The sequence below is a fragment of the Azospira restricta genome (assembly GCF_016858125.1).
GTDB lineage: Bacteria > Pseudomonadota > Gammaproteobacteria > Burkholderiales > Rhodocyclaceae > Proximibacter > Proximibacter restrictus.
Genome location: NZ_CP064781.1, coordinates 3,359,319 through 3,384,448 on the forward strand (window position 1 = coordinate 3,359,319; position 25,130 = coordinate 3,384,448).

Here is a 25,130-nt window from a genome sequence, read left to right on the forward strand (position 1 = left end):
CTCAGAGATCTCCGTAGGTTTCTTCGCGCACGATGCGCGGGGTGTTTTCGCGCGGCTCGATCGTCACCGGCTGGTAGATGACGCGGCGCTGGTCCGGGTCGTAGCGCATCTCGACGTAACCCGAGACCGGGAAGTCCTTGCGGAACGGATGGCCGATGAAGCCGTAGTCGGTAAGGATGCGGCGCAGGTCGTTGTGGCCCGGGAAGACGATGCCGTAAAGGTCGAAGGCCTCGCGCTCGAACCAGTTGGCGCTCGCCCACAGGCCGGTGATCGACGGCACCGACGGGAAATCGTCGCTGTCGGCGAAGACGCGCACGCGCACGCGCTGGTTGTTGGCGACCGACAGCAGATGGACGACGACGGCGAAGCGCGGCCCCTGCCGCGTGCCTTTGCCATTGCTGCTGCCGTAGGTCGAATAGTCGACGCCACAGAGGTCGGCGACCTCGTCGAAGCGCAGCTCGGCCTCGTCGCGCAGCGTCTGCATGACGCCCAGGTAATCGTCGGCCGCGACCTCGATGGTGATTTCGCCCAGGGCGAGCTTCTTCGTCTTGATGCGCTCGCCGAGGTGTTTTTCCAGATTCTGGCTAAGCGTTTCCAGCTTGGCGGACATGAGGCACTCTCGGTGAAGTTAGCGGGCGATGGTATTGGTGCGGCGGATCTTGTTCTGCAGCTGGATCAGCCCGTAGAGGAGCGCCTCGGCGGTCGGCGGGCAGCCCGGGACGTAGATGTCGACCGGGACGATGCGGTCGCAGCCGCGCACCACCGAGTAGGAGTAGTGGTAGTAGCCGCCGCCGTTGGCGCACGAGCCCATCGAGATCACCCAGCGTGGCTCGGCCATCTGGTCGTAGACCTTGCGCAGCGCCGGCGCCATCTTGTTGGTCAGCGTGCCGGCGACGATCATCACGTCGGACTGGCGCGGACTGGGACGGAAGACGATGCCGAAACGGTCGAGGTCGTAGCGCGAACAGCCGGCATGGATCATCTCGACCGCGCAGCAGGCGAGGCCGAAGGTCATCGGCCACAGCGAGCCGGTGCGCACGTAGTTGATCAGCTTGTCGGCCGTGGTGGTGATGAAACCTTCCTGCAGGACACCTTCGATACTCATCGCCTACCCCTTATTCCCACTCCAGGGCGCCCTTGGCCCAGGCATACACGTAACCGACGACGAGAATCGCGACGAAGACCATCATCTCGACGAAGCCGAAGAGCTTGATCGCCGGCGTCTCGACGATTTCCTTGAAGATCGTCGCCCACGGGAAGAGGAACGCGATTTCGAGGTCGAACAGGATGAAGATGATCGCGATCAGGTAGTAGCGAACATCGAATTTCATGCGGGCGTCTTCGAAGGCCTCGAAGCCGCATTCGTAGGGGGAGAGCTTTTCGCTGTCAGGACGGTTGGGAGCAACGAGCCAACCGAGGAGAATGGGAAGAACGCCAATGGCGACACCCACGAGGATGAACACCAAGATCGGGAAGTAGTTTTCCAGCATGATCCGCCGCGCTATCGCTGCAATTCAACTCGGAGTCATACCCCATACTCCCGCATGACCCCCCGCTTCATGGTGCCGACGATGAGACTCGAACTCATACGGCTTGCGCCACTACCCCCTCAAGATAGCGTGTCTACCAATTTCACCACGTCGGCACTGCTTTTCAGGTCGCGAGATCATACGAGGAGTGCTGCCAACCTCGCGCCTGTAACCCCTGTGTTACTTGGGAATATCTTTCGCCTTCGACTCCGGGGAATCGGGCGTCGCGGCCTTGTTTTCTGCCGCTTTCTCTTCTTTCGGAACCGGCGCCGAAAGAGACTGCGATTGTACCGCGTTTTCTATAAGACTGCCAGACGTTTTTGGCTTGTTCGACGCGATATATGCAAGCGCCAGGCTGGTCACGAAGAAGACGGCAGCCAGCACGGCGGTGGTGCGGCTGAGGAAGTTGGCGGAACCGGTGGCGCCGAAGAGGCTGCCGGAAGCGCCGCTACCGAAAGCCGCCCCCATGTCGGCGCCCTTGCCGTGCTGCATCAGCACCAGACCGCAGACGGCGACGCCGACCAGGATATGCACTACCAGAATGACCGAGAACATTGCATCCATTTTCGAGACCTCAACGACCTGCCGCCTGGCAAATCGCCAGAAATTCATCCACCACCAAGGAAGCGCCACCGACCAGACCGCCGTCGATGTCCGCCTGCGCGAAAATCTCGCCGGCGTTCGACGCCTTGACGCTGCCGCCGTACAGCACCTGCAACCGGGCCGCCACCTCCGCATCGCGCGCCGCAACGCGGGCACGGATCGCCGCATGCACGTCCTGCGCCTCTCCCGGCGTCGCCGTCCGCCCGGTACCGATCGCCCACACCGGCTCGTAGGCAACGACCACCCCGGAGAAGGCCGCCACGCCGGCAAGGTCGAGGACCGCATCGAGCTGCGCGAGGACGACGCGCATCGTGTCGCCCACCTCCCGCTGCGCCAGCGTCTCGCCGACGCAGAGGATGGGCACCAGCCCCGCCGCCTTCGCCGCGACGAACTTCGCCGCCACCTGCGCGTCGGTCTCGCCGTACAGCGCCCGCCGCTCGGAATGACCGACGATCGCGTAGCGACAGCCGAAATCCGACAGCATGGCCGCCGACACCTCGCCGGTATAGGCGCCCCGTGCATGCTCGCTCAGGTTCTGCGCCCCCCACGCCAGCGGCGTCGCCGCCAGCAGCGACTGCGCCTGCGCGAGGTACGGGAAGGGCACGCAGACCGCGACCGCCACGTCGCCGACCGCCGGCAGGCCGGCGACCAGACCCTGCAACAGCTGCCGATTGTCGGCAGCATTGCCATGCATTTTCCAGTTGCCGACGACGAGTTTCTGGCGCATCAGGACCGCCCGCATAAAACCCATCGATTATAGCGGGCCTCGGCGAAGCCGGTCAATGCGGGGCTCCGCCGGCACAGGCACTGCGCACCGCGCCGGCGAGCAGTTCGGCCCCGGCGGCAACGCGCTCGCCGTCGCGCCCCTCGACCATCACGCGCAGCAGCGGCTCGGTCCCCGACGCGCGCAGCAGCACGCGCCCCTGTCCGTCCAGCATGCGCACCACCTCCGCCTCGGCGGCGGCGATCGCGGCGTGCCCCTGCCAGGCGAAGCCCTTCTTCATCGGCACGTTGATCAGGCGCTGCGGATACAGGCTGAGGCCGGAGAGCAGCGACTTCAGTTCGCCACCGGCCTCGCGCATCGCCGACAGCACCTGCAGCGCCGAGACGATGCCGTCGCCGGTGCTGTGCCGGTCGAGGCAGAGGATGTGCCCGGAGTTCTCGCCGCCGAACAGCCAGCCCTTCTCCCGCAGCTTCTCCATCACGTAGCGGTCGCCGACCGCCGCGCGCTCGAACGGCACGCCCAGCGCCGCCAGCGCATGCTCGAAGGCGAGATTGGTCATCAGCGTACCGACGACGCCGGCCACCGGCCCCTGGCGCAGGCGGCTGCGGACGATCGCGTAGAGCAGCTGGTCGCCGTCATAGACGGTGCCCTCGCCGTCGACCATGAGCAGGCGGTCGCCGTCGCCGTCGAGCGCGATGCCGAGGTCGGCGCGGTGCGCGACGACCTCGCGCGCCAGCGCCTTCGGCGCCGTCGCGCCGACTTCGGCGTTGATGTTCAGACCGTCCGGCGCGGCACCGATCGCCACCACCTCCGCACCCAACTCGTGCAGCACGTGCGGCGCGATGTGGTAGCCGGCGCCGTGCGCGCAATCGACGACGATGCGCAGGCCGCGCAGGTCGCTGTCGCTGGGGAAGGTGCTCTTGCAGAACTCGATGTAGCGCCCCGCGGCATCGGCGATGCGGCGGGCGCGGCCGAGCTCGGCCGACGGCACGCAGTGGATCGGCGTGTCGATCCCGGCCTCGATCTCGGCCTCGACCGCGTCGGGCAGCTTGGTGCCGTGCGCCGAGAAGAACTTGATGCCGTTGTCGTAGTACGGATTATGCGACGCGGAGATGACGATGCCGGCCTGCAGGCGCAGGGCGCGGGTCAGGTAGGCGATCGCCGGCGTCGGCAGCGGGCCGGTCAGGCAGACGTCGACGCCGGCCGCCGAGAAGCCGGCCTCCAGTGCCGCCTCCAGCATGTAGCCGGAAATCCGCGTGTCCTTGCCGATCAGCACCGCCGGGCGCTCGCCGCCCGGCAGATGTTCGCGCGCCACCAGCACCCGCCCTGCCGCGTAGCCGAGGCGCATCACGAAATCCGGCGTGATCGGCGCCTCGCCGACCTTGCCGCGGACGCCATCGGTGCCGAAATACTTTCTGCTCATCGTTCTCTCCCGTCACACGCGGCAGCGTGCGAAAAAATGCAATTGTACTGTTCCGGCCGGCGCCCGCGCCGCCGGCCGCCGGACTCACACCAGCCCGTGCGCCGCCGACCACACCGCCACCGCGTCGCGCGTCGCCGCGACGTCGTGCACGCGCAGGATGCGCGCGCCGCCCTCGAGCGCCAGCAGCGCACCGGCCAGGCTCGCCGGCAGGCGCTCGCCGACGGCGCGGCCGGTGAGCTGGCCGAGCATCGATTTCCGCGACAGCCCGGCAAGGACCGGCAACCCCGGCGGCATTGCCGCCGGCAGATGGCGCAGCAGCGCCACGTTGTTCTCCAGCGCCTTGCCGAAGCCGAAGCCGGGATCGAGGACGAGGCGGTCGCGGGCGATGCCGGCGGCTTGCGCCGCCGCGACGCGGGCGGCGAGGAAGTGCCGGACCTCGCCCAGCAGGTCGTCGTAGACCGGGCTCTGCTGCATCGTCAGCGGCTCGCCCTGCATGTGCATCAGGCAGACGCCGCAATCGGATTCGGCGACCGCCGCCAGCGCGCCCGGCATGCGCAGCGCGTAGATGTCGTTGATCATCGCCGCGCCGGCGGCGAGCGCGGCACGCATCACCTCGGGCTTGTAGGTATCGATCGAGATCGGCACGCCGCAGCCGGCGAGCGCCTCCAGTACCGGCAGCAGGCGGCGCAATTCGTCGTCGAGCGAGGTCGGGACCGCCCCCGGGCGCGACGACTCGGCGCCGAGGTCGAGCAGTTCCGCGCCGGCGTCGATCTGCGCGCGCGCGTGCGCGACCGCGCGCGCCGTGCTGTCGGCCAGGCCGTCGCCGGAGAAGGAATCCGGGGTCAGGTTGACGATCCCCATCACCCGCGGGCGGGAGAGGTCAAGCTGGAATTTTCCGCACTGCAGTTTCATGAAACGAAAACGGGAGAGCGAGGCTCTCCCGTCCTGGTGAAGGAGTCCGAGATCAGGCCGGCGCCGCCGCCGACGGGGCTGCACCGGGCGAGCCGCCGGCGTCGGCCGAGGGCTTGCTCGGCGACATCTGCTTCGGCGGTCGCGGTTCCTTGCCGGCCATGATGTCGTCGATCTGTTCGGCGTCGATGGTTTCCCACTCGAGCAGCGCCCGCGTCATCGCTTCGACCTTGTCGCGGTTTTCCTCGAGCAGGCGGCGGGCCAGCGCATACTGTTCGTCGATGATGCGGCGGATCTCGTTGTCGACCTTCTGCATCGTCGCTTCCGAGACGTTCTTGTGCGTCGTCACCGAGCGGCCGAGGAAGACCTCGCCCTCGTTCTCGCCATAGACCATCGGCCCGAGCGCATCCGACATGCCGTAGCGGGTGACCATGTCGCGCGCCATCTGCGTCGCGCGCTCGAAGTCGTTCGAGGCGCCGGTGGTCATCTGGTTCATGAACAGTTCCTCGGCGATGCGGCCGCCGAAGAGCACCGCGATGCGGCTCATCAGGTAGGTGCGGTCGTAGGCGTAGCGGTCCTCTTCCGGCAGCTGCATGGTCACGCCCAGCGCGCGGCCGCGCGGGATGATGGTGACCTTGTGCACCGGGTCCGACTTCGGCACCAGCTTGGCGACGACGGCATGGCCGGACTCGTGGTAGGCGGTATTCTTCTTCTCTTCCTCGCTCATCACCATGCTGCGGCGCTCGGTGCCCATCATGATCTTGTCCTTGGCCTTCTCGAAGTCCTCCATGTCGACCAGACGCTTGTTGGCACGGGCGGCGAACAGCGCCGCCTCGTTCACCAGGTTGGCGAGGTCGGCACCGGAGAAGCCGGGCGTGCCGCGGGCGATGATGTCGGCCTTGACGTCCGGCGACAGCGGCACCTTGCGCATGTGCACGCCGAGGATCTGCTCGCGGCCGCGGATGTCCGGCAGCGGCACGACGACCTGGCGGTCGAAGCGGCCCGGGCGCATCAGCGCCGGGTCGAGCACGTCCGGGCGGTTGGTCGCGGCGATTACGATGACGCCGGTCTGGCCCTCGAATCCGTCCATCTCGACCAGCATCTGGTTCAGCGTCTGCTCGCGCTCGTCGTTGCCGCCGCCGAGGCCGGCGCCGCGCTGGCGGCCGACCGCGTCGAGCTCGTCGATGAAGATGATGCACGGCGCGTGCTTCTTGGCGTTCTCGAACATGTCGCGGACGCGGGCGGCGCCGACGCCGACGAACATCTCGACGAAGTCAGAGCCGGAGATCGAGAAGAACGGCACCTTCGCCTCGCCGGCGATCGCCTTGGCGAGCAGCGTCTTGCCGGTACCGGGACTGCCGACCAGCAGCACGCCCTTCGGGATGCGGCCGCCGAGCTTCTGGAACTTGGACGGGTCGCGCAGGAAGTCGACCAGCTCGGAGACCTCCTCCTTGGCCTCGTCGCAACCGGCGACGTCGGCGAAGGTGACGGTGTTGTTCGACTCGTCGAGCATGCGCGCCTTGCTCTTGCCGAAGGAGAAGGCGCCGCCGCGGCCGCCGCCCTGCATCTGGCGCATGAAGAAGACCCAGACGCCGATCAGCAGCAGCATCGGGAACCAGGAGACGAACAGGTTCATCAGGAAGGACGGCTCTTCCTCGGGACGGGCCTCGATCTTGACGCCGTTCTTCAGCAGGTCGGAAACGAGCCACAGGTCGGGCGGGGCGTAGGACGTGATCTTGCGGCCGTCGCTGGTCACCGCCTTCAGCGTGCGACCTTCCATGGTCACCTTGGCGATGCGGCCCTGCTTGACCTCCTCGATGAACTGCGAGTACTCCATCGAGCTCTGCGCGACCTGGCGGCCGTTGAACTGGTTGAAGACGGTCATCAGCACAAGGCCGATCACCATCCAGATCGCCAGGTTCTTGAACATGTTATTCACTTCACGTACCTCACTGCCCCGACTGGGGCTCGAACGGGTGATTCTAACCGATTTGCCGCGGGCTCAGCGCAGGCCGCGCCCGAGCAGGTAGAGTTCGGCGCTGCGGTCGCGCGACGCGCCCGGCTTGCGCGTCGCCACCGTCTTGAAGACCTGCTTCATCTGCGTCACGAATTCATCGTAGCCGTAGCCCTGGAAAACTTTGACCAGAAAGGCGCCGTCGGGTTTCAGCCAGGCCCGCGAGAACTCCAGCCCCAACTCGGCGAGGTGCATCATCCGCGCCTGGTCGGACACCGAGATGCCCGATATATTGGGGGCCATGTCGGAAAGTACAAGGCCGACGCGCTCGCCGGCGAGCTTTTCCTCGAGTTGCTGCAGGATCGCGTCGTCGCGGAAGTCGCCCTGGAAGAAATCGACGCCGGGAATCGCCGCCATCTCGAGCAGGTCGAGCGCGATCACCCGCCCCTTCCCCTTCAGCCGCTCGGCCGCCACCTGCGACCAGCCGCCGGGGGCGGCACCGAGGTCGACGACGACCTCGCCCGGCCGGATCAGCCTGTCGCGATCGTCGATCTCCATCAGCTTGAACGACGCGCGCGAGCGCCAGCCTTCCGCCTTCGCGCGCTGCACGTAGGGATCGGTGACATGCTCGTGCAGCCATGCCTTGCTGCTCTTGGTACGGGCCATCGTGGTATCGGGGTGATAGAATTCGCGTTTTGAAGAAAGTATCCAGATGCTGCAACTGACTGCCGACGAGCGCCGCGCGCTGCGCGCCCGCGCCCATGGCCTCAACCCTGTCGTCTCGATCAGCCAGAACGGTCTCTCCGAGCCCGTGCTGAAGGAGATCGACGCCTCGCTGAACGCCCACGAGCTGATCAAGGTCCGCGTCTACGGCGACGACCGCGCGGCGCGCGAGGCCTATCTCGCCGAAATCTGCGACAAGCTCGCGGCCGGCGCCGTCCAGCACATCGGCAAGCTGCTCGTGATCTACCGTCCGTCCGCCGAACTGGCGGCGAAGAAGGCGGCGGCCGCCCGGCCGGCGCGTCCCCGCAGCGCCCCGCGCCGCACCAAGCGCAGCTTCCAGGGCAGCAGCCGCAAGGACTGAGCGGGCTATTTCTGCCCGCGTCCGGCGCCCAGCACCGCGAATACCGCGAGCAGGCTCTGCACCAGATAGAGCACGCTCGCCACCCCGTGCCAGGTCGCGAAGCGGCTCCTCGTCGCCGCCTCCGCCAGCTCGCGCGGCACGCTCTCGCTGCGCAGCTGCGCGATCAGCGGCTGCAGCCCGAACAGTTGCGCCGCGGCGAGCAGCGCCATCAGCAGCACCAGCCAGAAGACGAGGCGCTTCAGCGCCGTCGCGCCGAGCCGCAGCAGTATGAACAGCAGCAGGTAGGTGCCGCAGCCGAGGCCGAGCCAGCCGACGACGGCGAACATCCTGCCCGCCAGCGCGCCGGCCAGCGTGCGGTCGCCGACACCGGCGAACAGGACCGGCGCCGCGATGTAGCCGATCGCCCACAGCGCGCCGGCCCACAGCGTCAAGGCCAGGAGGTAGGAAGCGTCGGCCAGGCGCCGCATCGGCGTCGTGCCTTACTCGTAGCGGACGTCGAGGATCTCGAACTCGCGCAGGCCGCCCGGCGCCTGCACCTGGGCGATGTCGCCGGCGAACTTGCCGATCAGTGCGCGCGCCATCGGCGACGCGAACGACAGCTTGCCGGCCTTGATGTCGGCCTCGTCCTCGCCGACGATCTGGTAGGTCACGGCGTCGCCGCTCTCCTGGTCCTCGAGGTCGACAGTGGCGCCGAAGACGACGCGGCCGTCGGCGTCGAGCGCCTTCGGATCGATGATCTGCGCGTTCGACAGCTTGCCTTCGACCTCCTGGATGCGCCCTTCGATGAAGCCCTGGCGCTCCTTGGCGGCGTCGTACTCGGCGTTTTCCGACAGGTCGCCGTGCGAGCGCGCCTCGGCGATCGCGGCGACGACGTTCGGCCGGTCGACCGTCTTCAGACGGTGCAGTTCTGCGCGCAGTTTTTCGGCACCGGTCAGGGTCAGCGGAATCTTGCTCATTTCGCTCTCTACCAAAGCAAAACCGCCGGAACCCGGAATCGGGTCTGCCCGGCGGTCAAAGTCAGAAAAAATCAGTTCAGCTGCGCGTGCAGCGCCTGGATCGGATAGACCACCAGCTCGCCGCGGTTCTTGATGCCTTCGGCGGCCGCCTCGGCCCCCCAGATCGTCGTGTACGCCGTCACCCGCGCCTGCAGGCCGGAGGTGCGGATCGAGCGCGAATCGGCGATCGCCTGCCGCTTCTCCTCGACCGTGTTCACGATCAGCGCGATCTCGTTGTTCTTGATCATGTCGACGATGTGCGGGCGGCCTTCGGTGACCTTGTTCACCGCCGTCACCGGCACGCCTGCCGCCTCGATCGCCGCCGCGGTGCCCTTCGTGGCCACCACCGTGAAGCCGCTGGCGACCAGGTTGCGGGCGATCTCGACCGCCTTCGGCTTGTCCGAATCCTTGACGCTGAGGAAGGCCTTGCCCGAGGTCGGCAGCTTGACGCTGGCGGCCATCTGGCTCTTGACGAAGGCTTCCTCGAAGCTGGTGCCGACCCCCATCACCTCGCCGGTCGACTTCATTTCCGGGCCGAGGATGGTGTCCACACCCGGGAACTTGTTGAACGGGAAGACGGCTTCCTTGACCGAGTAGTAGGGCGGGATCACTTCCTTGGTCACGCCCTGGCTCGCCAGGCTCTGGCCGGCCATGCAGCGCGCCGCAATCTTCGCCAGCGGCAGGCCGGTGGCCTTGGAGACGAAGGGCACGGTACGCGACGCGCGCGGATTCACTTCCAGCACGTAGACCTCGTCGTCCTTGATCGCGAACTGCACGTTCATCAGGCCGCAGACGTTGAGCGCCTTGGCCATCAGCTTGGTCTGGCGGCGCAGTTCGTCCTGCACCTCCTTCGACAGCGAGTACGGCGGCAGCGAGCAGGCCGAGTCGCCGGAGTGCACGCCGGCCTGTTCGATGTGTTCCATGACACCGCCGATGATCACTTCGTCACCGTCGGACAGCGCGTCGACGTCGACCTCGCAGGCATCGTTCAAGAAGCGGTCGAGCAGCACCGGCGAATCGTTCGACACCTTCACCGCCTCGCGCATGTAGCGTTCGAGGTCGCGCGGCTCGTGCACGATCTCCATGGCGCGGCCGCCGAGCACGTAGGACGGGCGGACGACCAGCGGATAGCCGATCTCGTCGGCCAGACGCAGCGCCTCATCCTCGGCGCGCGCAGTGCGGTTCGGCGGCTGCTTCAGGCCGAGCTCGTGCAGCAGTTTCTGGAAGCGCTCGCGGTCCTCGGCGGCGTCGATCATGTCCGGCGAGGTGCCAATGATCGGCACGCCGTTGGCCTCGAGGTCGCGCGCGAGCTTCAGCGGCGTCTGGCCGCCGTACTGGACGATGACGCCGACCGGCTTCTCGACGTGCACGATCTCGAGCACGTCCTCCAGCGTCAGCGGCTCGAAGTACAGGCGATCCGAGGTGTCGTAGTCGGTGGACACGGTCTCCGGGTTGCAGTTGACCATGATCGTCTCGTAGCCGTCCTCGCGCATCGCGAGCGCGGCATGGACGCAGCAGTAGTCGAACTCGATGCCCTGGCCGATGCGGTTCGGACCGCCGCCGAGGACCATGATCTTCTTCTTGTCGGTCGGCTTCGACTCGCACTCTTCCTCGTAGGTCGAGTACATGTAGGCGGTGTTGGTCGCGAACTCGGCGGCGCAGGTATCGACGCGCTTGTAGGCCGGGCGCACGCCGAGCGCGTGGCGATGCTCGCGCACCGCGGTCTGCGTCGTGTTCAGCAGCTTGGCCAGGCGCTTGTCGGAGAAGCCGGCGCGCTTCAGCGCCCACAGGTCGCCCTGGTCCAGCGAAGCGAGCGACTTGCCGCGGATCGCCTCGGCCTTGCGGTAGAGGTCCTCGATCTGTTCGAGGAACCACGGATCGATCGCCGTCAGGCGGTGGATGTCGTCGAGCGAGAGGCCGGCACGGAAGGCGTCGGCGACATACCACAGGCGCTCGGGGCCGGCTTCGGCGAGCTGGGTCTCGATCTCCTCGCGGTCGGCCGTCTTCTCGTCGAAGCCGTCGACGCCGACCTCCAGGCCGCGCAGCGCCTTGTGCAGCGATTCCTGCAGCGTGCGGCCGATGGCCATCACCTCGCCGACCGACTTCATCTGCGTCGTCAGGCGCGAGTCGGCGGTCGGGAACTTCTCGAACGCGAAGCGCGGCACCTTGGTGACGACGTAGTCGATCGACGGCTCGAACGAGGCCGGGGTCTTGCCGCCGGTGATCTCGTTGGCCAGCTCGTCGAGCGTGTAGCCGACGGCAAGCTTGGCGGCGACCTTGGCGATCGGGAAGCCGGTCGCCTTCGACGCCAAGGCGGAGGAGCGCGACACGCGCGGGTTCATCTCGATGACGATCATGCGACCGTCCTTCGGGTTGATCGAGAACTGCACGTTGGAGCCGCCGGTGTCGACGCCGATCTCGCGCAGCACGGCGATCGACGCGTTGCGCATGATCTGGTACTCGCGGTCGGTCAGCGTCTGCGCCGGCGCGACGGTGATCGAGTCGCCGGTATGCACGCCCATCGGGTCGAGGTTCTCGATCGAGCAGACGATGATGCAGTTGTCCTTGCGGTCGCGGACAACCTCCATCTCGTATTCCTTCCAGCCGAGCAGGCTCTCCTCGATCAGCAGCTCGCTGGTCGGCGAGGCTTCGAGGCCGCGCTTGCAGATCTCGACGAATTCCTCCTGGTTGTAGGCAATGCCGCCGCCCGAGCCGCCCATCGTGAACGACGGGCGGATGATCGCCGGGAAGCCGATCATCGCCTGCACCTGCTGCGCCTCCTCCATCGAGTGCGCAACGGCCGAGCGGGCGGAGCCGAGGCCGATCTTGGTCATCGCCGACTTGAACTTCTCGCGGTCCTCGGCCTTGTCGATGGCCTCGCGCGAGGCGCCGATCATCTCGACGTCGTACTTCTCGAGCACGCCGTGCTTGGCCAGGTCGAGCGCGCAGTTGAGCGCGGTCTGCCCGCCCATGGTCGGCAGCAGCGCGTCGGGGCGCTCCTTCTCGATGATCTTCTCGACCACCTTCCAGGTGATCGGCTCGATGTAGGTGACGTCGGCCATCTCCGGGTCGGTCATGATCGTCGCCGGATTGGAGTTGACCAGGATGACCTTGTAGCCCTCCTGCTTCAGCGCCTTGCAGGCCTGCGCGCCGGAATAGTCGAATTCGCACGCCTGGCCGATGATGATCGGGCCGGCGCCGATGATGAGGATGCTCTGGATGTCTGTACGCTTCGGCATTTCTTACTTCCCCTCGGCCTGCTTGTCTTGCATCGCCTTGATGAATCGGTCGAACAAATAGGCCACGTCGTGCGGGCCGGGGCTGGCTTCCGGGTGTCCCTGGAACGAGAAGGCCGGCACGTCGGTGCGGGCGACGCCCTGCAGCGAACCGTCGAACAGCGACACGTGCGTCGCGCGCAGGTTGGCCGGCAGCGAGTCCGGATCGACGGCGAAGCCGTGGTTCTGGCTGGTGATCAGCACTTGGTTGGTGTCGAGATCCTTGACCGGATGGTTGGCGCCATGGTGGCCGAACTTCATCTTCATCGTCTTCGCGCCGGAGGCGAGCGCCAGCAGCTGGTGGCCGAGGCAGATGCCGTAGGTCGGCACGCCGCGCGCGAGGAATTCGCGGATCGCGGCGATCGCGTAGTCGCAGGGCTCGGGGTCGCCCGGGCCGTTGGACAGGAAGATGCCGTCCGGCTTCAGCGCCAGCGCCTCGGCGGCCGGCGTCTGCGCCGGCACGACGGTGACGCGGCAGCCGCGCTGGGCGAGCATGCGCAGGATGTTGCGCTTGACGCCGAAGTCGTAGGCGACGACGTTGAACCCGGGCTCCGGCAGCGGCTGGAAGCCGGTCAGCGACCACTCGCCTTCGCTCCACGCGTACGGCGAATCGACCGAGACGACCTTGGCCAGGTCCATGCCGGCGAGGCCGGGGAAGGCGCGCGCCTCGGCGACCGCCTTCGCCTCGTCGGCCGCACCGGCGACGATGCAGCCGGCCTGCGCCCCCTTCTCGCGCAGCACGCGCGTCAGCGCGCGGGTGTCGATGCCGGCGATGGCGACGATGCCGTTCTTCTTCAGGTACGCCGGCAGCGTCTCGGTCATCCGCCAGTTCGACGGGCGGACCGGCAGGTCGCGGATGACCAGGCCGGCGGCGAAGTTGGCGCGCGACTCCCAGTCTTCGGCATTGCAGCCGGTGTTGCCGATGTGCGGGTAGGTCAGCGTGACGATCTGGCGGCAGTACGACGGGTCGGTCAGGATTTCCTGATAGCCGGTCATGGCGGTGTTGAACACCACCTCGCCGCTGGTGCTGCCCTCGGCGCCGATGGCAAAGCCGCGGAACACGGTACCGTCGGCTAGCGCGAGCAGGGCGGGCGGGAACGGCGGCAGCAACGCGGATAGCGACACGAAAGACTCCTGTGATGTGGTGGCGCCGAATCTGCGAGGAAATTCAGCGCTTTAGATGCGCAAAAGCGGAAGGGCTCGTGACCCTTCCGCTCGTTTGGTATTTAACCGCGTCATTATACAGGAGGCCCCTTTTCAGGGCAAACCGGACGGCGGCCGGGACCGCTCAGACGCCGGCGAACGAGGTCAGCTCGGGTTTGACGCGCGCCAGCTCGCCGTGCAGCCCGCTCACCGCCGTGCGGATCGCCGCCCAGGAGGCGGCCTCGCTCCCCTGCAGCACCTCCCGGGCGCCCTGCTCGACGGCCTGTGCCGCCCGCCGCGCGCCTTCGGCGTGGAACATCGCCAGCAAGCCCTTCAGCGTATGCGCCGCCCGGCTGAGCAGCCGCGCGTCCTCGACCGCGACCGCCTTCTCGATCGCCGCGACGTCGGCATCCCATTGCGCCAGCAGCATGCGCGCCATTTCCCGCAGCAGGTCGACGTCGCCGAGATCCCGCGTCGCCGCCGCGATGTCGATCGCGCCGCTGCCGCCGGCCGCCGGCGCCACCGCCGGCGCGCGCTGCGCGGCGACCTCGCTGCCAGTGACCCGCGACAGCGCGTCGAACAGTTCGTTCTGCCGGATCGGCTTCGCCAGGTAGTCGTTCATCCCGGCCTGCAGGCAGCGCTCGCGGTCGCCGGCCATGACGTTGGCGGTCATCGCGATGATCGGCGTCAGCCGGATGTCGGGCCCCGACGCCACCCAGCTGCGGCGCAGCTCGCGCGCCCGGATCGCCTCGGTCGCCTCGATGCCGCCCATCACCGGCATCTGCATGTCCATCAGGATCACGTCGAAACTCTGGGTGTCGAACAGCTCGACCGCCTCCTGGCCGTTCGCCGCCGTCGTCACGCGGTGGCCACCGCGCTGCAGCAGGCGCAGCGCCAGCTCCTGGTTGACCGGGTTGTCCTCGACCAGCAGCACGTTCAGCCCGTTGCCCTCGACGGCGGCCGCATGCAGCGCCGAATCGATGTGGAAGTCGTCGAGCTGCAGTCCGCCGTCGCCGCCGGCCGCCAGCGCCACCGCGTCGAGCATGTCGTCAGCGGCCACCGGCTTGACGACGTAGGTCGACAGGCCGAGGGTCTTCAGCTGCGGCAGCTGCTCGCGCTGGCCGGCGACGGTGACGAGGACGACGAAGGATTCGCCGCCGTTGGCCAGCCAGTCCGCGACCGCCGCGCCACCGTCGGCGAGCACGACCGCGGCATCGCAGACCACCAGCGCGAACGGGAATCCGGCTTCCCGCCACTTGTCGGCGAGCGCGCGCGCCTCGGCCAGCGTGGCGACCGGCGACGGCTGCATGCCCCAGCGCGTGAAGTCGGCGGCGAGCAGGCGCAGCGTCGCACACGGTTCGCCGATCAGCAGCATGCGCTGTCCGCTGAGCGCCGCCGGCAGCCGGCGGGCCGCGGCCGGCTGGCTGACGCCGAAGCCGACGACGAAATGGAAGTCGCTGCCCTGCCCGGTCTGGCTACGCACCGCCAGGCGGCCGCCCATCAGCTCGACCAAGCGCGCCGAAATGGCGAGGCCGAGGCCGGTGCCGCCGAAGCGCCGGGTGGTCGATACGTCGGCCTGCGAAAAGGCCAGGAAGATCTCCTGCTGCTTGTCCGGCGGAATGCCGATGCCGGTGTCGCGCACCGAGAACCGTACCGTCACCCGTTCCGGCGCCGCCTGCTCCTGGCGCAGCACGACGCCGATCTCGCCGGTCTCGGTGAACTTGATCGCGTTGCCGACCAGGTTGGTCAGCACCTGGCGCAGCCGCACCGGATCGCCCCAGATGCGCGCCGGCAGCTCCGGATCGATATCGACGGTGACGTCTAGCCCTTTCTGCTGGGCGCCGATCGCCAGCGAGCGGACGGCTTCGAAGACCACTTCCGACAGCGAGAACTCGACGCGCTCGACTTCCAGCTTGCCGGCCTCGATCTTGGAGAAGTCGAGGATGTCGTTGACGATCGTCAGCAGCGCCTCGCACGACGAGCGGACGGTCGCCAGGTAGTGGCGCTGCTCGGCATCGAGCTCGGTGTCGAGCGCCAGCTCGGTCATGCCGAGGATGCCGTTCATCGGCGTGCGGATCTCGTGGCTCATGTTGGCGAGGAAGGCACTGCGTGCGCGCCCCGCCGCTTCCGCCGCGTCGCGTGCCGCCTGCAGCGAATCCTCGAGGCGGCGTTCGGCGTCGATATCCTCCTGGACGACGACCAGCCGCGCCGGCTCGCCGTCGCCGTCGCGCGCGACGACGCGGCCGCTGACGCGCAGCCAGCGCCAGCTGCCGTCCTGCAGGCGGCCGCGGCATTGCGCGGAAAACTTCGGCGTCCCGTCGCGCACGTGCGCACCGATCTCGGCCATCAGCCGGGCCAGATCCTCCGGACAGATCAGCGCGCGCCAGGCGGTCAGCGTATCCGGCACGTCGCCGGCGGCGTAGCCGAGCAGCGCCTTCCACGCCTTGCCGGACTCGATGCGGCCGCGCTTCATGTCCCACTCGGAAACGACGACGCCGCCGACCTCGGCCGAAACCTGCTGCAGCGTGCCGAAGCGGCCGTAGGCGGCATCGATCTGCTGCATCAGCTTGTCCAGCGAGGGATCGGCGGCGACCAGCTGCTGCAGGCGGTCGAGGGCGATCTCCGGCGTCGCCGCGGAAAAGGCTTCCTGGATCTGGAAGCGGAGCAAGGCCGAACGGATCACGGCCGCAGCCCCCTGAAACGAGTCCGGAAGCGCGGCCGCGGCATCAGCGGGCAGCCCTAGCGCAGGCCGAGGACATCCTGCATGTCGTACAGCCCGTTCCGCTTGCCGGCGAGAAAACGGGCCGCGCGCAGGCTGCCGAGCGCATACGGCATGCGGCTGCCGGCGCGGTGGGCGATCTCCACGCGTTCGCCGAGGCCGCAGAACATGACGTTGTGGTCACCGACGATGTCGCCGCCGCGCACCGTGGCGAAGCCGATGGTCGACGGGTCGCGTTCGCCGGTGACGCCCTCGCGGCCATAGACGGCGCAGGCCTTGAGGTCGCGGCCGAGCGCCGCGGCGACCACCTCGCCCATGCGCAGCGCGGTGCCGGACGGGGCGTCGATCTTGTGCCGATGGTGGGCCTCGACGATCTCGATGTCGTAGCCCTGGTTGAGGATCTTCGCCGCAGTATCGAGCAGCTTGAAGACGAGGTTCACGCCGACCGCCATGTTCGGCGCGAAGACGATCGGGATGTCCTTCGCCGCCGCGGCGATCGCCGCCTTGCCCTCGGCCTCGAAGCCGGTGGTGCCGATCACCATGCCGACGCCCTGGTCGCGGCAGGTGCGCAAATGCTCGAGGGTCCCTTCGGGACGGGTGAAGTCGATCAGGCAGTCGGCGCGGGCGATCTGGCCGGCGAAATCGTCGCTGACGACGACCTCGCTCGGCAGGCCGACCAGTTCGCCGGCGTTGCGCCCGACCGCCGGGCTGCCCGGACGGTCGAAGGCCGCCGCCAGCGAGGCCTCGCCATCCTTCAGCGTCGCCTCGATCAGCATCCGCCCCATGCGCCCGTTGGCGCCCACCACTGCAACACGCACACCGCTCATTTCAGGCACTCACCTCAAAAACCCACTTTTTCCATCATCCGGCCGAAGAAACCCTTTTCCTCCGGCGGCGGCATCGGCGTGTCGGCGGAAATCGACCCGAGATCGATGACTCGCGACTTCTCTTCCGGCACCGTCTCGCTGCCGGCATTCTGGTCGGCGACGACGTCGCCGGCGACGCGGTAGAGCTTGCCGTCGCCGTCGAAGAAGACGGTGAAGCGCCGCCGCTCGATTTCCTTGGTGCGCCCCTTCTGCAGGCTATAGACGTAGTCCCAACGGTCGGCGTGGAACATGTCGACGAGCAGCGGCGTGCCGAGGACGAAGCGGACCTGGTCGCGCGTCAGCCCGGGGCGCAGCTGCGAGACCATGTCCTGCGTCAGCACGTTGCCCTGCTGCACGTCGATGCGGTACTCGGTGACGATGCGCGGCACGTTGGAGCAGGCACCGAGCAGCAGCATGGCCGCGAAGGCGACGAAAAATCTCGATGAAATCATGCGTAACGATGCAGTCAAAAGGATCCGGGGAGGCACCGGCTGCGTAGGCTCCGTCCGGCCTCCCCGCCGCCCGCGCCCGCCGTCTGCGGCGGGTGCTCATGTCGCAAAGCCCCGCCAAGCGGTATATCATAACCGAAAACCACCCGCGCTCCGCCGAGCCGAACACGCGATGAGCAACCCCGACAGCCTGAAGAGCATCGGCCTCAAGGCCACCTTCCCCCGACTGAAAATCCTCGAACTGTTCGAGAACACCGACGTCCGCCATCTGACCGCGGAGGACGTCTACCGCATGCTGCTCGCCGAGGGCATGGACATCGGCCTGGCCACCGTCTACCGCGTGCTGACGCAATTCGAGCAGGCCGGGCTGCTCGAGCGGCACCACTTCGAATCGGGCAAGGCGGTGTTCGAGCTGAACGCCGGCCACCACCACGACCACCTGGTCTGCATCAACTGCGGCAAGGTCGAGGAGTTCTGCGACCCGGAAATCGAGCGGCGGCAGGCCAAGATCGCCAAGGAGCGCGGCTTCGCGATCCACGAGCACGCGCTCTACCTCTACGCCGAGTGCACCAAGGCCGATTGCCCGAACCGCGGCAAGGGCGGCAAGACACCCGCCGGCTGACCCCCCACGACCCTTTTCCGCGGAGCACCGGCGACGGTGCTGTCAGCCCATGGACGCCTTCCTCGCCTCGACGCTGCTCGTCGCGCTCGCCGAAATCGGCGACAAGACGCAACTGCTCTCCTTCGTTCTCGCCGCCCGCCTGCGCCGCCCGTGGGCGATCATCGCCGGCATCCTCGCCGCGACGCTGGCCAACCATGCGCTGGCCGGCTGGGTCGGGACCTGGATCGGCTCGCTGCTGTCGCCGGACGCGCTGCGCTGGGCGACGGGCGCGGTGTTCATCGCCTTCAGCCTGTGGACGCTGAAGCCGGACGAACTCGACGAGGACGAGGCGCCAAAATCGACGCACGCCGGCGCCTTCGTGACCACGACGATCGCCTTCTTCCTCGCCGAGATGGGCGACAAGACGCAGTTCGCGACGATCGCGCTGGCCGCCAAGTTCGACGCGCTGGCCTGGGTAGTCCTCGGCACCACGATCGGCATGCTCGCCGCCAACATTCCGGCGGTACTGGTCGGCGAGAAGCTGGCGCACCGCCTGCCGCTGCGCACCATCCGCTGGACGGCGGCGACCTTGTTCGCCGCCACCGGCGTGCTGACCCTCGCCCGCGTCGCCTGACGCCGCCACCTCATTCGGCGGCCAGCATCTCCTGCGCGTGCTGGCGGGTGATCGGCGTGATCTCGACGCCGCCGAGCATGCGCGCGATCTCCTCGACGCGGCCGCCGGCATCGAGCGGCGTGACGCGGCTGGTGACGCGGCTGCCGGCGACATCCTTCTCCTTCGCCACCTGCCACTGCCAAGCCGCGCGCGCCGCCACCTGCGGCAGGTGGGTGACGCACAGCACCTGGCGGTCGCGGCCGAGCTCACCGAGCAGGCGGCCGACGACCTCGGCGACGCCGCCGCCGATGCCGACATCGACCTCGTCGAAGATCAGCGTCGGCACCGCCGCGGCGCGGCTGGTCACCACCTGGATCGCCAGGCTGATGCGCGACAGCTCGCCGCCGGAGACGACCTTCGCCAGCGGCCGCGCCTCGCCGCCGGCCAGCCCGGAGACGCGGAACTCGACCTGCTCCAGCCCGTAGGCGGCGCCGCCGGCCACCGGCAGCAGCGCCGCCTCGAAGCGGCCGCCGGCCAGCGCCAGCTGCTGCATGATCCGGCTCACTTCCTCGGACAGCTTCTTCGCCGCCTTGCCGCGCGCCGCCGACAGCTTGCCGGCGAGGCGCTCGTAGTCCTGCCGTGCGGCGGCGACGCGCGCTGCCAGCGCCGCCATGTCGGAGCTTTCGCCGAGCTCGGCCAGGCGCGCGCGCGCCTCGGCCAGGCGTTCCGGCAGGGCCTCCGGCGCGACCCGCAGCTTGCGCGCGCAGGCCAGCACCGCCTCGATCCGCCGCTCGACCTCGGCCAGCCGGCCGGGATCGAGTTCGGCGCGGTCGGCGTAGCGGCGCAGCGCCGACACCGCCTCGGCGAGTTCGGCCTGCGCCGACTGCACCAGCTGCGCCACCTCGGCCAGCGCCGGATCGTAGCCGGCCAGCCCGTCGAGGCGGGCGGCGACGCGATCGACCTGCGCCTCCGCCGCGGCGTCGCCGTCGGCAAGCTGCGCCAGCGCGAACTGCACGCCCTCGATCAGTCCGGCCGCGTAGCCGAGCCGCCGGTGCTCGGCGTTCAGCGCGTCCCAGCCGGTGGCCGAGAACGGCTCGCCATCGGCGAGGCCCTCGATTTCCTGCACTTGCCAGGCCAGCTCGTCGCGCTCGCGCTGCAGCGCCTCGGCGCCGTTCGCCGCGGCGTCCAGCAGCGACTGCGCTTCGCGCCAGCCGCGCCAGGCCTGGCCGACCTCGGCCGCCGCCCCGGCGAGGCCGGCGTGCGCGTCGAGCAGGTTGCGCTGCGCCTCGCTGCGCAGCAGCGACTGGTGCGCGTGCTGGCCGTGGATGTCGACCAGCCATTCGGAGATTTCGCGCAGCTGCTGCACCGTCGCCGGCGAGCCGTTGATCCAGGCGCGCGAGCGGCCGCCGGCGTCCACCGTGCGGCGCAGGATCAGGCCGTCGTCGCCGTCGAGCGCCTGCTCCTGCAGCCAGGCGACGGCACCGGCAATGCCTGCGGCGGCGAATTCGGCGGAGACCTCGGCGCGTTCGCAGCCGCTGCGGATCAGGCCGGCATCGGCGCGTTCGCCGAGGACGAAGGCCAGCGCATCGACGAGGATCGACTTGCCGGCGCCGGTTTCGCCGGTGAGCGCACCGAAGCCGGCGGCGAAGTCGAGTTCGAGCCGGTCGACGATGACGAAATCCCGGATGGCGAGGTGCTGCAGCATGGGTCAGGTCTCCTGCCGGGCCGCCCCAAGGGAGACCTGCGCCCCCGTGGGGGGGTGAGGTTGGGAATTCGCGGCGCATGGCGCCGCGCCAGCCGAACGGGCTTCCCGCAACGGGAAGCCCTTGGCGAACGTCGAGCGTGGGGGTCGTTTCACCTCAGGTGCCTTTCGGGCGCGCGCTCCACTGCAGCTTCTGCCGCAGCATCGCGAAGTAGCTGTAGCCGGGCGGGTGCAGGAAGCAGATCGAGTATTGCGAGCGGTGCAGGCGGACGGCGTCGCCGCGCACCAGGTCGACCGTCAGCTGGCCGTCGAAGTGCACGCGGCAGTCGGTGGCGTGCGTGATGCGCAGCTCGATGTCGGCCTGGTCACCGACCAGGATCGGGCGGTTGGTCAGCGCGTGCGGGCAGAGCGGCACCAGCGCGATGCCGGCGACCTGCGGGTGCAGGATCGGGCCGTTGGCCGACAGCGAGTAGGCGGTGGAGCCGGTCGGCGTGGACACGATCAGGCCGTCGGCGCGCAGGTTGTAGATGAACTCGCCGTCGATGTAGAGCTCGAACTCGATCATGCGGCCGATCGCGCCCTTGTCCATCACCACGTCGTTCAGCGCGATGTTCGACGCCAGCTCGCGGCCGTCGCGCAGCACCTCGGCGTCGAGCATCATCCGCGTTTCGCTGACGAAGCGGCCGTCGAGCAGATCCTCCATGCAGGTCAGCATGTCGTCGCGCGCGATGTCGGTCATGAAGCCGAGCCGCCCCTGGTTCACGCCGGCCAGCGGCACCTTGTAGCGCGCCAGCCGGCGCGCGGCGTTGAGCATCGTGCCGTCGCCGCCGAGGACGATGGCGACGTCGACGCTGGCACCGATCGCCTCGAAGCTGCCCGGCACCCAGTGCTCGTCGCCGGCCAGCTTGCCGATGTTGGCCGCCGTTTCCTCCTCGACGAGCACGGTGACGCCGCGCTCGCGGAGGTAGCGGGCGAGCAGGCGCAACGACTCGGCGATTTCCGGACTCTGGTAACGGCCGATGAGCGCGATCGTGCGCGGCAGGTTGCGGGAACCGTAGGGCTGATTCATGGTCCGGATTATTCCATACGCCCCGACGCCAGTCACTCGCCGATGCCGCCCCGCTCGCGGTCGCACATGGCTTAGCGCGACGTTGTTTTGTAGAATCCCGGACCATGCTCGACGAACGCGCCCGCATCCTGCTGAAGACCCTGGTCGAACGGTACATCGCCGAAGGCGAGCCGGTCGGCTCGCGCGCGCTGTCGAAGTATTCCGGCCTCGACCTGTCGCCGGCCACCGTGCGCAACGTGATGGCCGACCTCGAGGACGCCGGCTTCATCGCCAGCCCGCACACCTCGGCCGGCCGCGTGCCGACGCCGCGCGGCTACCGCCTGTTCGTCGACAGCCTCCTGACGGTGATGCCACTGGAACAGGCCAGCATCGAGCAGATCGAGGGCCTGCTGCACCCGACGCAGCCGCAGCAGCTGATCAGCAGCGCCTCCAGCCTGCTGTCCGGGCTGACCCACTTCGCCGGCATCGTCGCCGCGCCGCGGCGGCAGAGTCCGCGCATCCGCCAGCTGGAATTCGTCGGCCTCTCCGAGAAGCGCATCCTGCTGATCATCGTCACCGCCGACGGCGACGTGCAGAACCGCATCCTGTTCACCGAGCGCGCCTATTCCGCGGCCGAGCTGACGACGGCGGCGAACACGCTGAACGAGCACTTCGCCGGGCTGGACTTCGCGCAGATCCGCGCCCGCCTGCAGGACGAGCTGCGCCAGCTGCGCAGCGACCTGCAGTCGCTGATGGCCGCGGCGCTCGCCGCCAGCGACGAGGCGCTGTCGGCGAACGAGGCGCCGTGCGTGATCTCCGGCGAGAAGAACCTGCTCGAGGTCGAGGAGTTCTCGACCAACATGAAGCGCCTGCGCGAGCTGTTCGACCTCTTCGAGCAGCGCGCCGGGCTGGCGCAGCTGCTCGACGTGTCGAGCAACGCCGACGGCGTGCAAATCTTCATCGGCGGCGAATCGGGGCTCGCCCCGCTCGACGAATGCAGCGTCGTCACCGCCCCCTACACCGTCAACGGCCAGGTGGTCGGCTCGGTCGGCGTGATCGGCCCGACGCGCATGGCCTACGAGCGCGTCATCCCGATCGTCGACATCACCGCCCGCCTGCTCTCCTCCGCCCTCACCTACCAGGCGAACTCCTGATGAGCCCATTCCTGTCCGAGCCGGCCTGGCGCCACGGCGCCCCGGCCCGTACCGCCGTCGTCCTGATCAACCTCGGCACGCCGGAGGCGCCGACGCCGGCCGCGCTGAAGACCTACCTGCGCGAGTTCCTGTCCGACCCGCGCGTCGTCGAGATTCCGCGCGCCGTGTGGTGGCCGATCCTGAACGGCGTCATCCTCAACACGCGGCCGGCGAAGTCCGCCGAAAAGTACGCGACGGTATGGACCCCGGAAGGCTCGCCGCTGAAGGTGCATACCGAGCGCCAGACCAAGCTGCTCAAGGGCCGCCTCGGTGCCGCCGGGCACCGCAACCTGGTCGTCGACTATGCGATGCGCTACGGCCAGCCGTCGATCCCGGCGACGCTCGCCCGGCTGAAGGCCGAGGGCTGCACGCGCTTCCTGCTGGTTCCGCTCTATCCGCAGTACGCCGCCAGCACCAGCGCCACCGCGTTCGACGCGGCCTACCGCTGGCTGACGACGACGCGCAACCAGCCCGAGCTACGCGTGCTGCGGAGCTTCTGCGACGACCCCGGCTACATCGCCGCGCTCGCCGCCGGCATCCGCGAGCACTGGATGCGGAACGGCCGGCCGGACGACGGCTACCGGCTGCTGATGAGCTTCCACGGCGTGCCGCGCTTCACGCTGGACAAGGGCGACCCCTACCACTGCGAATGCCAGAAGACCGGCCGCCTGCTCGCCGAGGCGCTGGCGCTGCGCCCCGACCAGTACCGCATCACGTTCCAGTCGCGCTTCGGCCGCGCCGAATGGCTGCAGCCCTACACCGCGCCGACCTTGCAGGCGCTCGCCCGCGAGGGGGTGCGCCGCGTCGACGTGATCTGCCCCGGCTTCGTCGGCGACTGCCTGGAGACGCTGGAGGAGATCGCGATCGAAGGCAAGTCCGATTTCCTCGCCGCCGGCGGCAAGGAATACCACTACATCCCGGCGCTCAACGAGCGCGACGACTGGATCGCCGCGCTCGCCGCGCTGGTCGAGGCGCAGCTCGGCGGCTGGCCGACGCGCGAGGCGGCCGACGCCACCGCGCTCGGGCTGTCGGCGACGCGCGCCAAGGCGCTCGGCGCGACGGTCTAGCCTCGCCGGCCCCGCCCGGCGGGCCGCACAATAATTAGGCGCCCGCCAGCCGGGCGTCGGCACGCGATTTCGGCCGGAAACCCGCATCGAAACTGACCTCCGGGTAGACTCAACCCGCCGCCGCAAGCTGCCGTTAACAGGCCATCCACCCCCCGGAAGGCCACCATGAGAATTACCAGCGCCGAGATGCAGATGGCGACGACCCATGCATCGCAACAGCACCGCGAAGTCCGCGAATCCCTGCGCATGTGGGTCGGCGAGCGCCGCCCCGAGGTCGAGGGCGGCGGCCGCAGCCGCCCGCCCGGCGAGCAGGTGACGATCTCGGACGCCGGCCGCGCCGCGCAGTCGGGTGAGGCCGAGGCCATCGACGAGGCGCTCGAGGCCGCCGAGAACGACCCGCGCCTGCTCCTGCTGCGGGAAATGATCCGGATACTGACCGGCAAGGAGGCGCACGTCTTCGACGCCCACGAGCTCGCGCCGCGCCGCGACGGCGAACTGCCGGAGGCGACCGCGACCGGCGCCGCCAACGCCGCACCGCCGTCCCGCCCGGAGGGCTTCGGCGTCGAGTACGACTACCACGAGTCGTACCGCGAAAGCGAGCTGACCACCTTCGCGGCGAGCGGCATCGTGCGCACCGCCGACGGCCGCGAGATCGCGTTCAAGGTCGATCTCGCGATGTCGCGCAGCTACTACGAGGAAAGCAACGTCAGCCTGCGCCTCGGCGACGCCGCCCGCCCGCAGAAGGACCCGCTGGTCGTCAATTTCGCCGGCAGCGCCGCGCAGTTGAGCGAGCAGCGCTTCAGCTTCGACCTCGACGCCGACGGCAGCGCCGACAGCATCAACCGGCTTGCCGGCGGCAGCGGCTTCCTCGCGCTCGACCGCAACGGCGACGGCCGCATCAACGACGGCCGCGAGCTGTTCGGCGCACAGAGCGGCGACGGCTTCGCCGACCTCGCCGCCTTCGACGGCGACGGCAACGGCTGGATCGACGAGGCCGACGCCGTCTATGCGCAGCTGCGCGTGTGGACGCCGGATGCGACCGGCGGCGGCGAGCTGAAAACCCTGCCGCAGGCGGACGTCGGGGCGATCGCGCTGGCCCGCGTGGCGACGCCGTTCGCGCTGCGCGACGCCGGCAACGACAGCCTCGGCCAGGTGCGCACGAGCGGCGTCTTTTTGCACGAAAGCGGCGGCGCTGGCACAATCCAGCAGATCGACCTGAGCGTCTGACCCCGC

General features: G+C 68.8%; 24 protein-coding genes and 1 tRNA gene. 6 read left to right on the forward strand and 19 right to left on the reverse strand.

Features of this window, described 5'->3' with window-relative positions; all coding sequences use genetic code 11:
* Position 1 precedes the first annotated feature (1 nt).
* The 10 genes from IWH25_RS16010 to IWH25_RS16055 form a co-directional block, all read right to left on the reverse strand.
* Complete coding sequence (locus IWH25_RS16010) at positions 2–610, reverse strand: NADH-quinone oxidoreductase subunit C (protein WP_203386761.1); 609 nt, start codon at positions 608–610, stop codon at positions 2–4.
* 18 nt (positions 611–628) lie between these two features.
* Positions 629–1,105, reverse strand: a complete 477-nt coding sequence (locus tag IWH25_RS16015) for a NuoB/complex I 20 kDa subunit family protein (protein WP_203386762.1) — start codon at positions 1,103–1,105, stop codon at positions 629–631.
* A gap of 10 nt (positions 1,106–1,115) precedes the next feature.
* Positions 1,116–1,490, reverse strand: a complete 375-nt coding sequence (locus IWH25_RS16020; RefSeq protein ID WP_203386763.1) for an NADH-quinone oxidoreductase subunit A — start codon at positions 1,488–1,490, stop codon at positions 1,116–1,118.
* Positions 1,491–1,560: 70 nt separating this feature from the next.
* Positions 1,561–1,645, reverse strand: a tRNA-Leu gene (locus IWH25_RS16025).
* 64 nt (positions 1,646–1,709) lie between these two features.
* Complete coding sequence (secG, locus tag IWH25_RS16030; protein ID WP_203386764.1) at positions 1,710–2,093, reverse strand: preprotein translocase subunit SecG; 384 nt, start codon at positions 2,091–2,093, stop codon at positions 1,710–1,712.
* Between the two features lie 10 nt (positions 2,094–2,103).
* Entirely contained in the window at positions 2,104–2,859 is a 756-nt protein-coding gene (tpiA, locus tag IWH25_RS16035) for a triose-phosphate isomerase (protein WP_203386765.1), read from the reverse strand.
* Between the two features lie 52 nt (positions 2,860–2,911).
* Positions 2,912–4,279, reverse strand: coding sequence for a phosphoglucosamine mutase (gene glmM, locus IWH25_RS16040; RefSeq protein WP_203386766.1), 1,368 nt, complete (start codon positions 4,277–4,279; stop codon positions 2,912–2,914).
* Positions 4,280–4,363: 84 nt separating this feature from the next.
* On the reverse strand, positions 4,364–5,191 hold the full coding sequence (gene folP, locus IWH25_RS16045; protein ID WP_203386767.1) for a dihydropteroate synthase: 828 nt from the start codon (positions 5,189–5,191) through the stop codon (positions 4,364–4,366).
* Between the two features lie 52 nt (positions 5,192–5,243).
* Positions 5,244–7,127, reverse strand: coding sequence for an ATP-dependent zinc metalloprotease FtsH (gene ftsH, locus IWH25_RS16050; protein WP_203386768.1), 1,884 nt, complete (start codon positions 7,125–7,127; stop codon positions 5,244–5,246).
* A 63-nt stretch (positions 7,128–7,190) separates the two neighbouring features.
* Positions 7,191–7,808 (reverse strand): RlmE family RNA methyltransferase, encoded by a 618-nt coding sequence (locus IWH25_RS16055; RefSeq protein WP_203386769.1) that lies wholly within the window; start codon positions 7,806–7,808, stop codon positions 7,191–7,193.
* A 46-nt stretch (positions 7,809–7,854) separates the two neighbouring features.
* Here IWH25_RS16055 and IWH25_RS16060 point away from each other — a divergent pair, with 46 nt between their 5' ends.
* Entirely contained in the window at positions 7,855–8,226 is a 372-nt protein-coding gene (locus IWH25_RS16060) for a YhbY family RNA-binding protein (RefSeq protein ID WP_203386770.1), read from the forward strand.
* Positions 8,227–8,231: 5 nt separating this feature from the next.
* On the opposite strand, the gene IWH25_RS16065 is transcribed toward IWH25_RS16060, so the two are convergent.
* The 7 genes from IWH25_RS16065 to IWH25_RS16095 all read right to left on the reverse strand — a co-directional run bounded on the left by IWH25_RS16065 (position 8,232) and on the right by IWH25_RS16095 (position 17,676).
* Positions 8,232–8,693, reverse strand: coding sequence for a DUF4149 domain-containing protein (locus IWH25_RS16065; RefSeq protein WP_203386771.1), 462 nt, complete (start codon positions 8,691–8,693; stop codon positions 8,232–8,234).
* A gap of 12 nt (positions 8,694–8,705) precedes the next feature.
* Positions 8,706–9,182 carry a transcription elongation factor GreA gene (gene greA, locus IWH25_RS16070; RefSeq protein WP_203386772.1) on the reverse strand — a complete coding sequence of 159 codons (477 nt, stop codon included), beginning with the start codon at positions 9,180–9,182 and terminating at the stop codon, positions 8,706–8,708.
* A 71-nt stretch (positions 9,183–9,253) separates the two neighbouring features.
* The gene (gene carB / locus IWH25_RS16075; RefSeq protein WP_203386773.1) at positions 9,254–12,460 is read right to left on the reverse strand and encodes a carbamoyl-phosphate synthase large subunit; all 3,207 of its coding nucleotides are present in this window, start codon (positions 12,458–12,460) and stop codon (positions 9,254–9,256) included.
* A 3-nt stretch (positions 12,461–12,463) separates the two neighbouring features.
* Positions 12,464–13,621, reverse strand: a complete 1,158-nt coding sequence (carA, locus tag IWH25_RS16080; protein ID WP_471219936.1) for a glutamine-hydrolyzing carbamoyl-phosphate synthase small subunit — start codon at positions 13,619–13,621, stop codon at positions 12,464–12,466.
* Between the two features lie 163 nt (positions 13,622–13,784).
* Positions 13,785–16,322, reverse strand: coding sequence for a response regulator (locus IWH25_RS16085; RefSeq protein WP_203386774.1), 2,538 nt, complete (start codon positions 16,320–16,322; stop codon positions 13,785–13,787).
* A gap of 56 nt (positions 16,323–16,378) precedes the next feature.
* Entirely contained in the window at positions 16,379–17,185 is an 807-nt protein-coding gene (dapB, locus tag IWH25_RS16090; protein WP_203386775.1) for a 4-hydroxy-tetrahydrodipicolinate reductase, read from the reverse strand.
* 14 nt (positions 17,186–17,199) lie between these two features.
* Positions 17,200–17,676 (reverse strand): outer membrane protein assembly factor BamE, encoded by a 477-nt coding sequence (locus tag IWH25_RS16095; RefSeq protein WP_203386776.1) that lies wholly within the window; start codon positions 17,674–17,676, stop codon positions 17,200–17,202.
* Positions 17,677–17,845: 169 nt separating this feature from the next.
* Between IWH25_RS16095 and fur the strand changes: the two genes are divergently transcribed.
* On the forward strand, positions 17,846–18,295 hold the full coding sequence (fur, locus tag IWH25_RS16100; protein ID WP_203386777.1) for a ferric iron uptake transcriptional regulator: 450 nt from the start codon (positions 17,846–17,848) through the stop codon (positions 18,293–18,295).
* 49 nt (positions 18,296–18,344) lie between these two features.
* A complete protein-coding gene (locus IWH25_RS16105; protein WP_203386778.1) occupies positions 18,345–18,908 on the forward strand; it encodes a TMEM165/GDT1 family protein in 564 nt (187 codons plus the stop codon).
* Between the two features lie 10 nt (positions 18,909–18,918).
* Here IWH25_RS16105 and recN read toward each other — a convergent pair whose 3' ends face one another.
* Positions 18,919–20,592: a DNA repair protein RecN gene (gene recN / locus IWH25_RS16110; protein ID WP_203386779.1), complete on the reverse strand. Its 1,674-nt coding sequence runs from the start codon at positions 20,590–20,592 to the stop codon at positions 18,919–18,921.
* Positions 20,593–20,746: 154 nt separating this feature from the next.
* Entirely contained in the window at positions 20,747–21,658 is a 912-nt protein-coding gene (locus IWH25_RS16115) for an NAD kinase (RefSeq protein WP_203386780.1), read from the reverse strand.
* A gap of 104 nt (positions 21,659–21,762) precedes the next feature.
* Here IWH25_RS16115 and hrcA point away from each other — a divergent pair, with 104 nt between their 5' ends.
* From hrcA to IWH25_RS16130, 3 genes are all read left to right on the forward strand, one after another.
* Positions 21,763–22,791, forward strand: a complete 1,029-nt coding sequence (hrcA, locus tag IWH25_RS16120) for a heat-inducible transcriptional repressor HrcA (protein ID WP_203386781.1) — start codon at positions 21,763–21,765, stop codon at positions 22,789–22,791.
* Positions 22,791–23,897 carry a ferrochelatase gene (hemH, locus tag IWH25_RS16125; protein WP_203386782.1) on the forward strand — a complete coding sequence of 369 codons (1,107 nt, stop codon included), beginning with the start codon at positions 22,791–22,793 and terminating at the stop codon, positions 23,895–23,897. Before hrcA ends, hemH begins: the two co-directional genes overlap by 1 nt.
* 165 nt (positions 23,898–24,062) lie before the next feature.
* Positions 24,063–25,124 carry an EF-hand domain-containing protein gene (locus tag IWH25_RS16130; RefSeq protein ID WP_203386783.1) on the forward strand — a complete coding sequence of 354 codons (1,062 nt, stop codon included), beginning with the start codon at positions 24,063–24,065 and terminating at the stop codon, positions 25,122–25,124.
* Positions 25,125–25,130 lie beyond the last annotated feature (6 nt).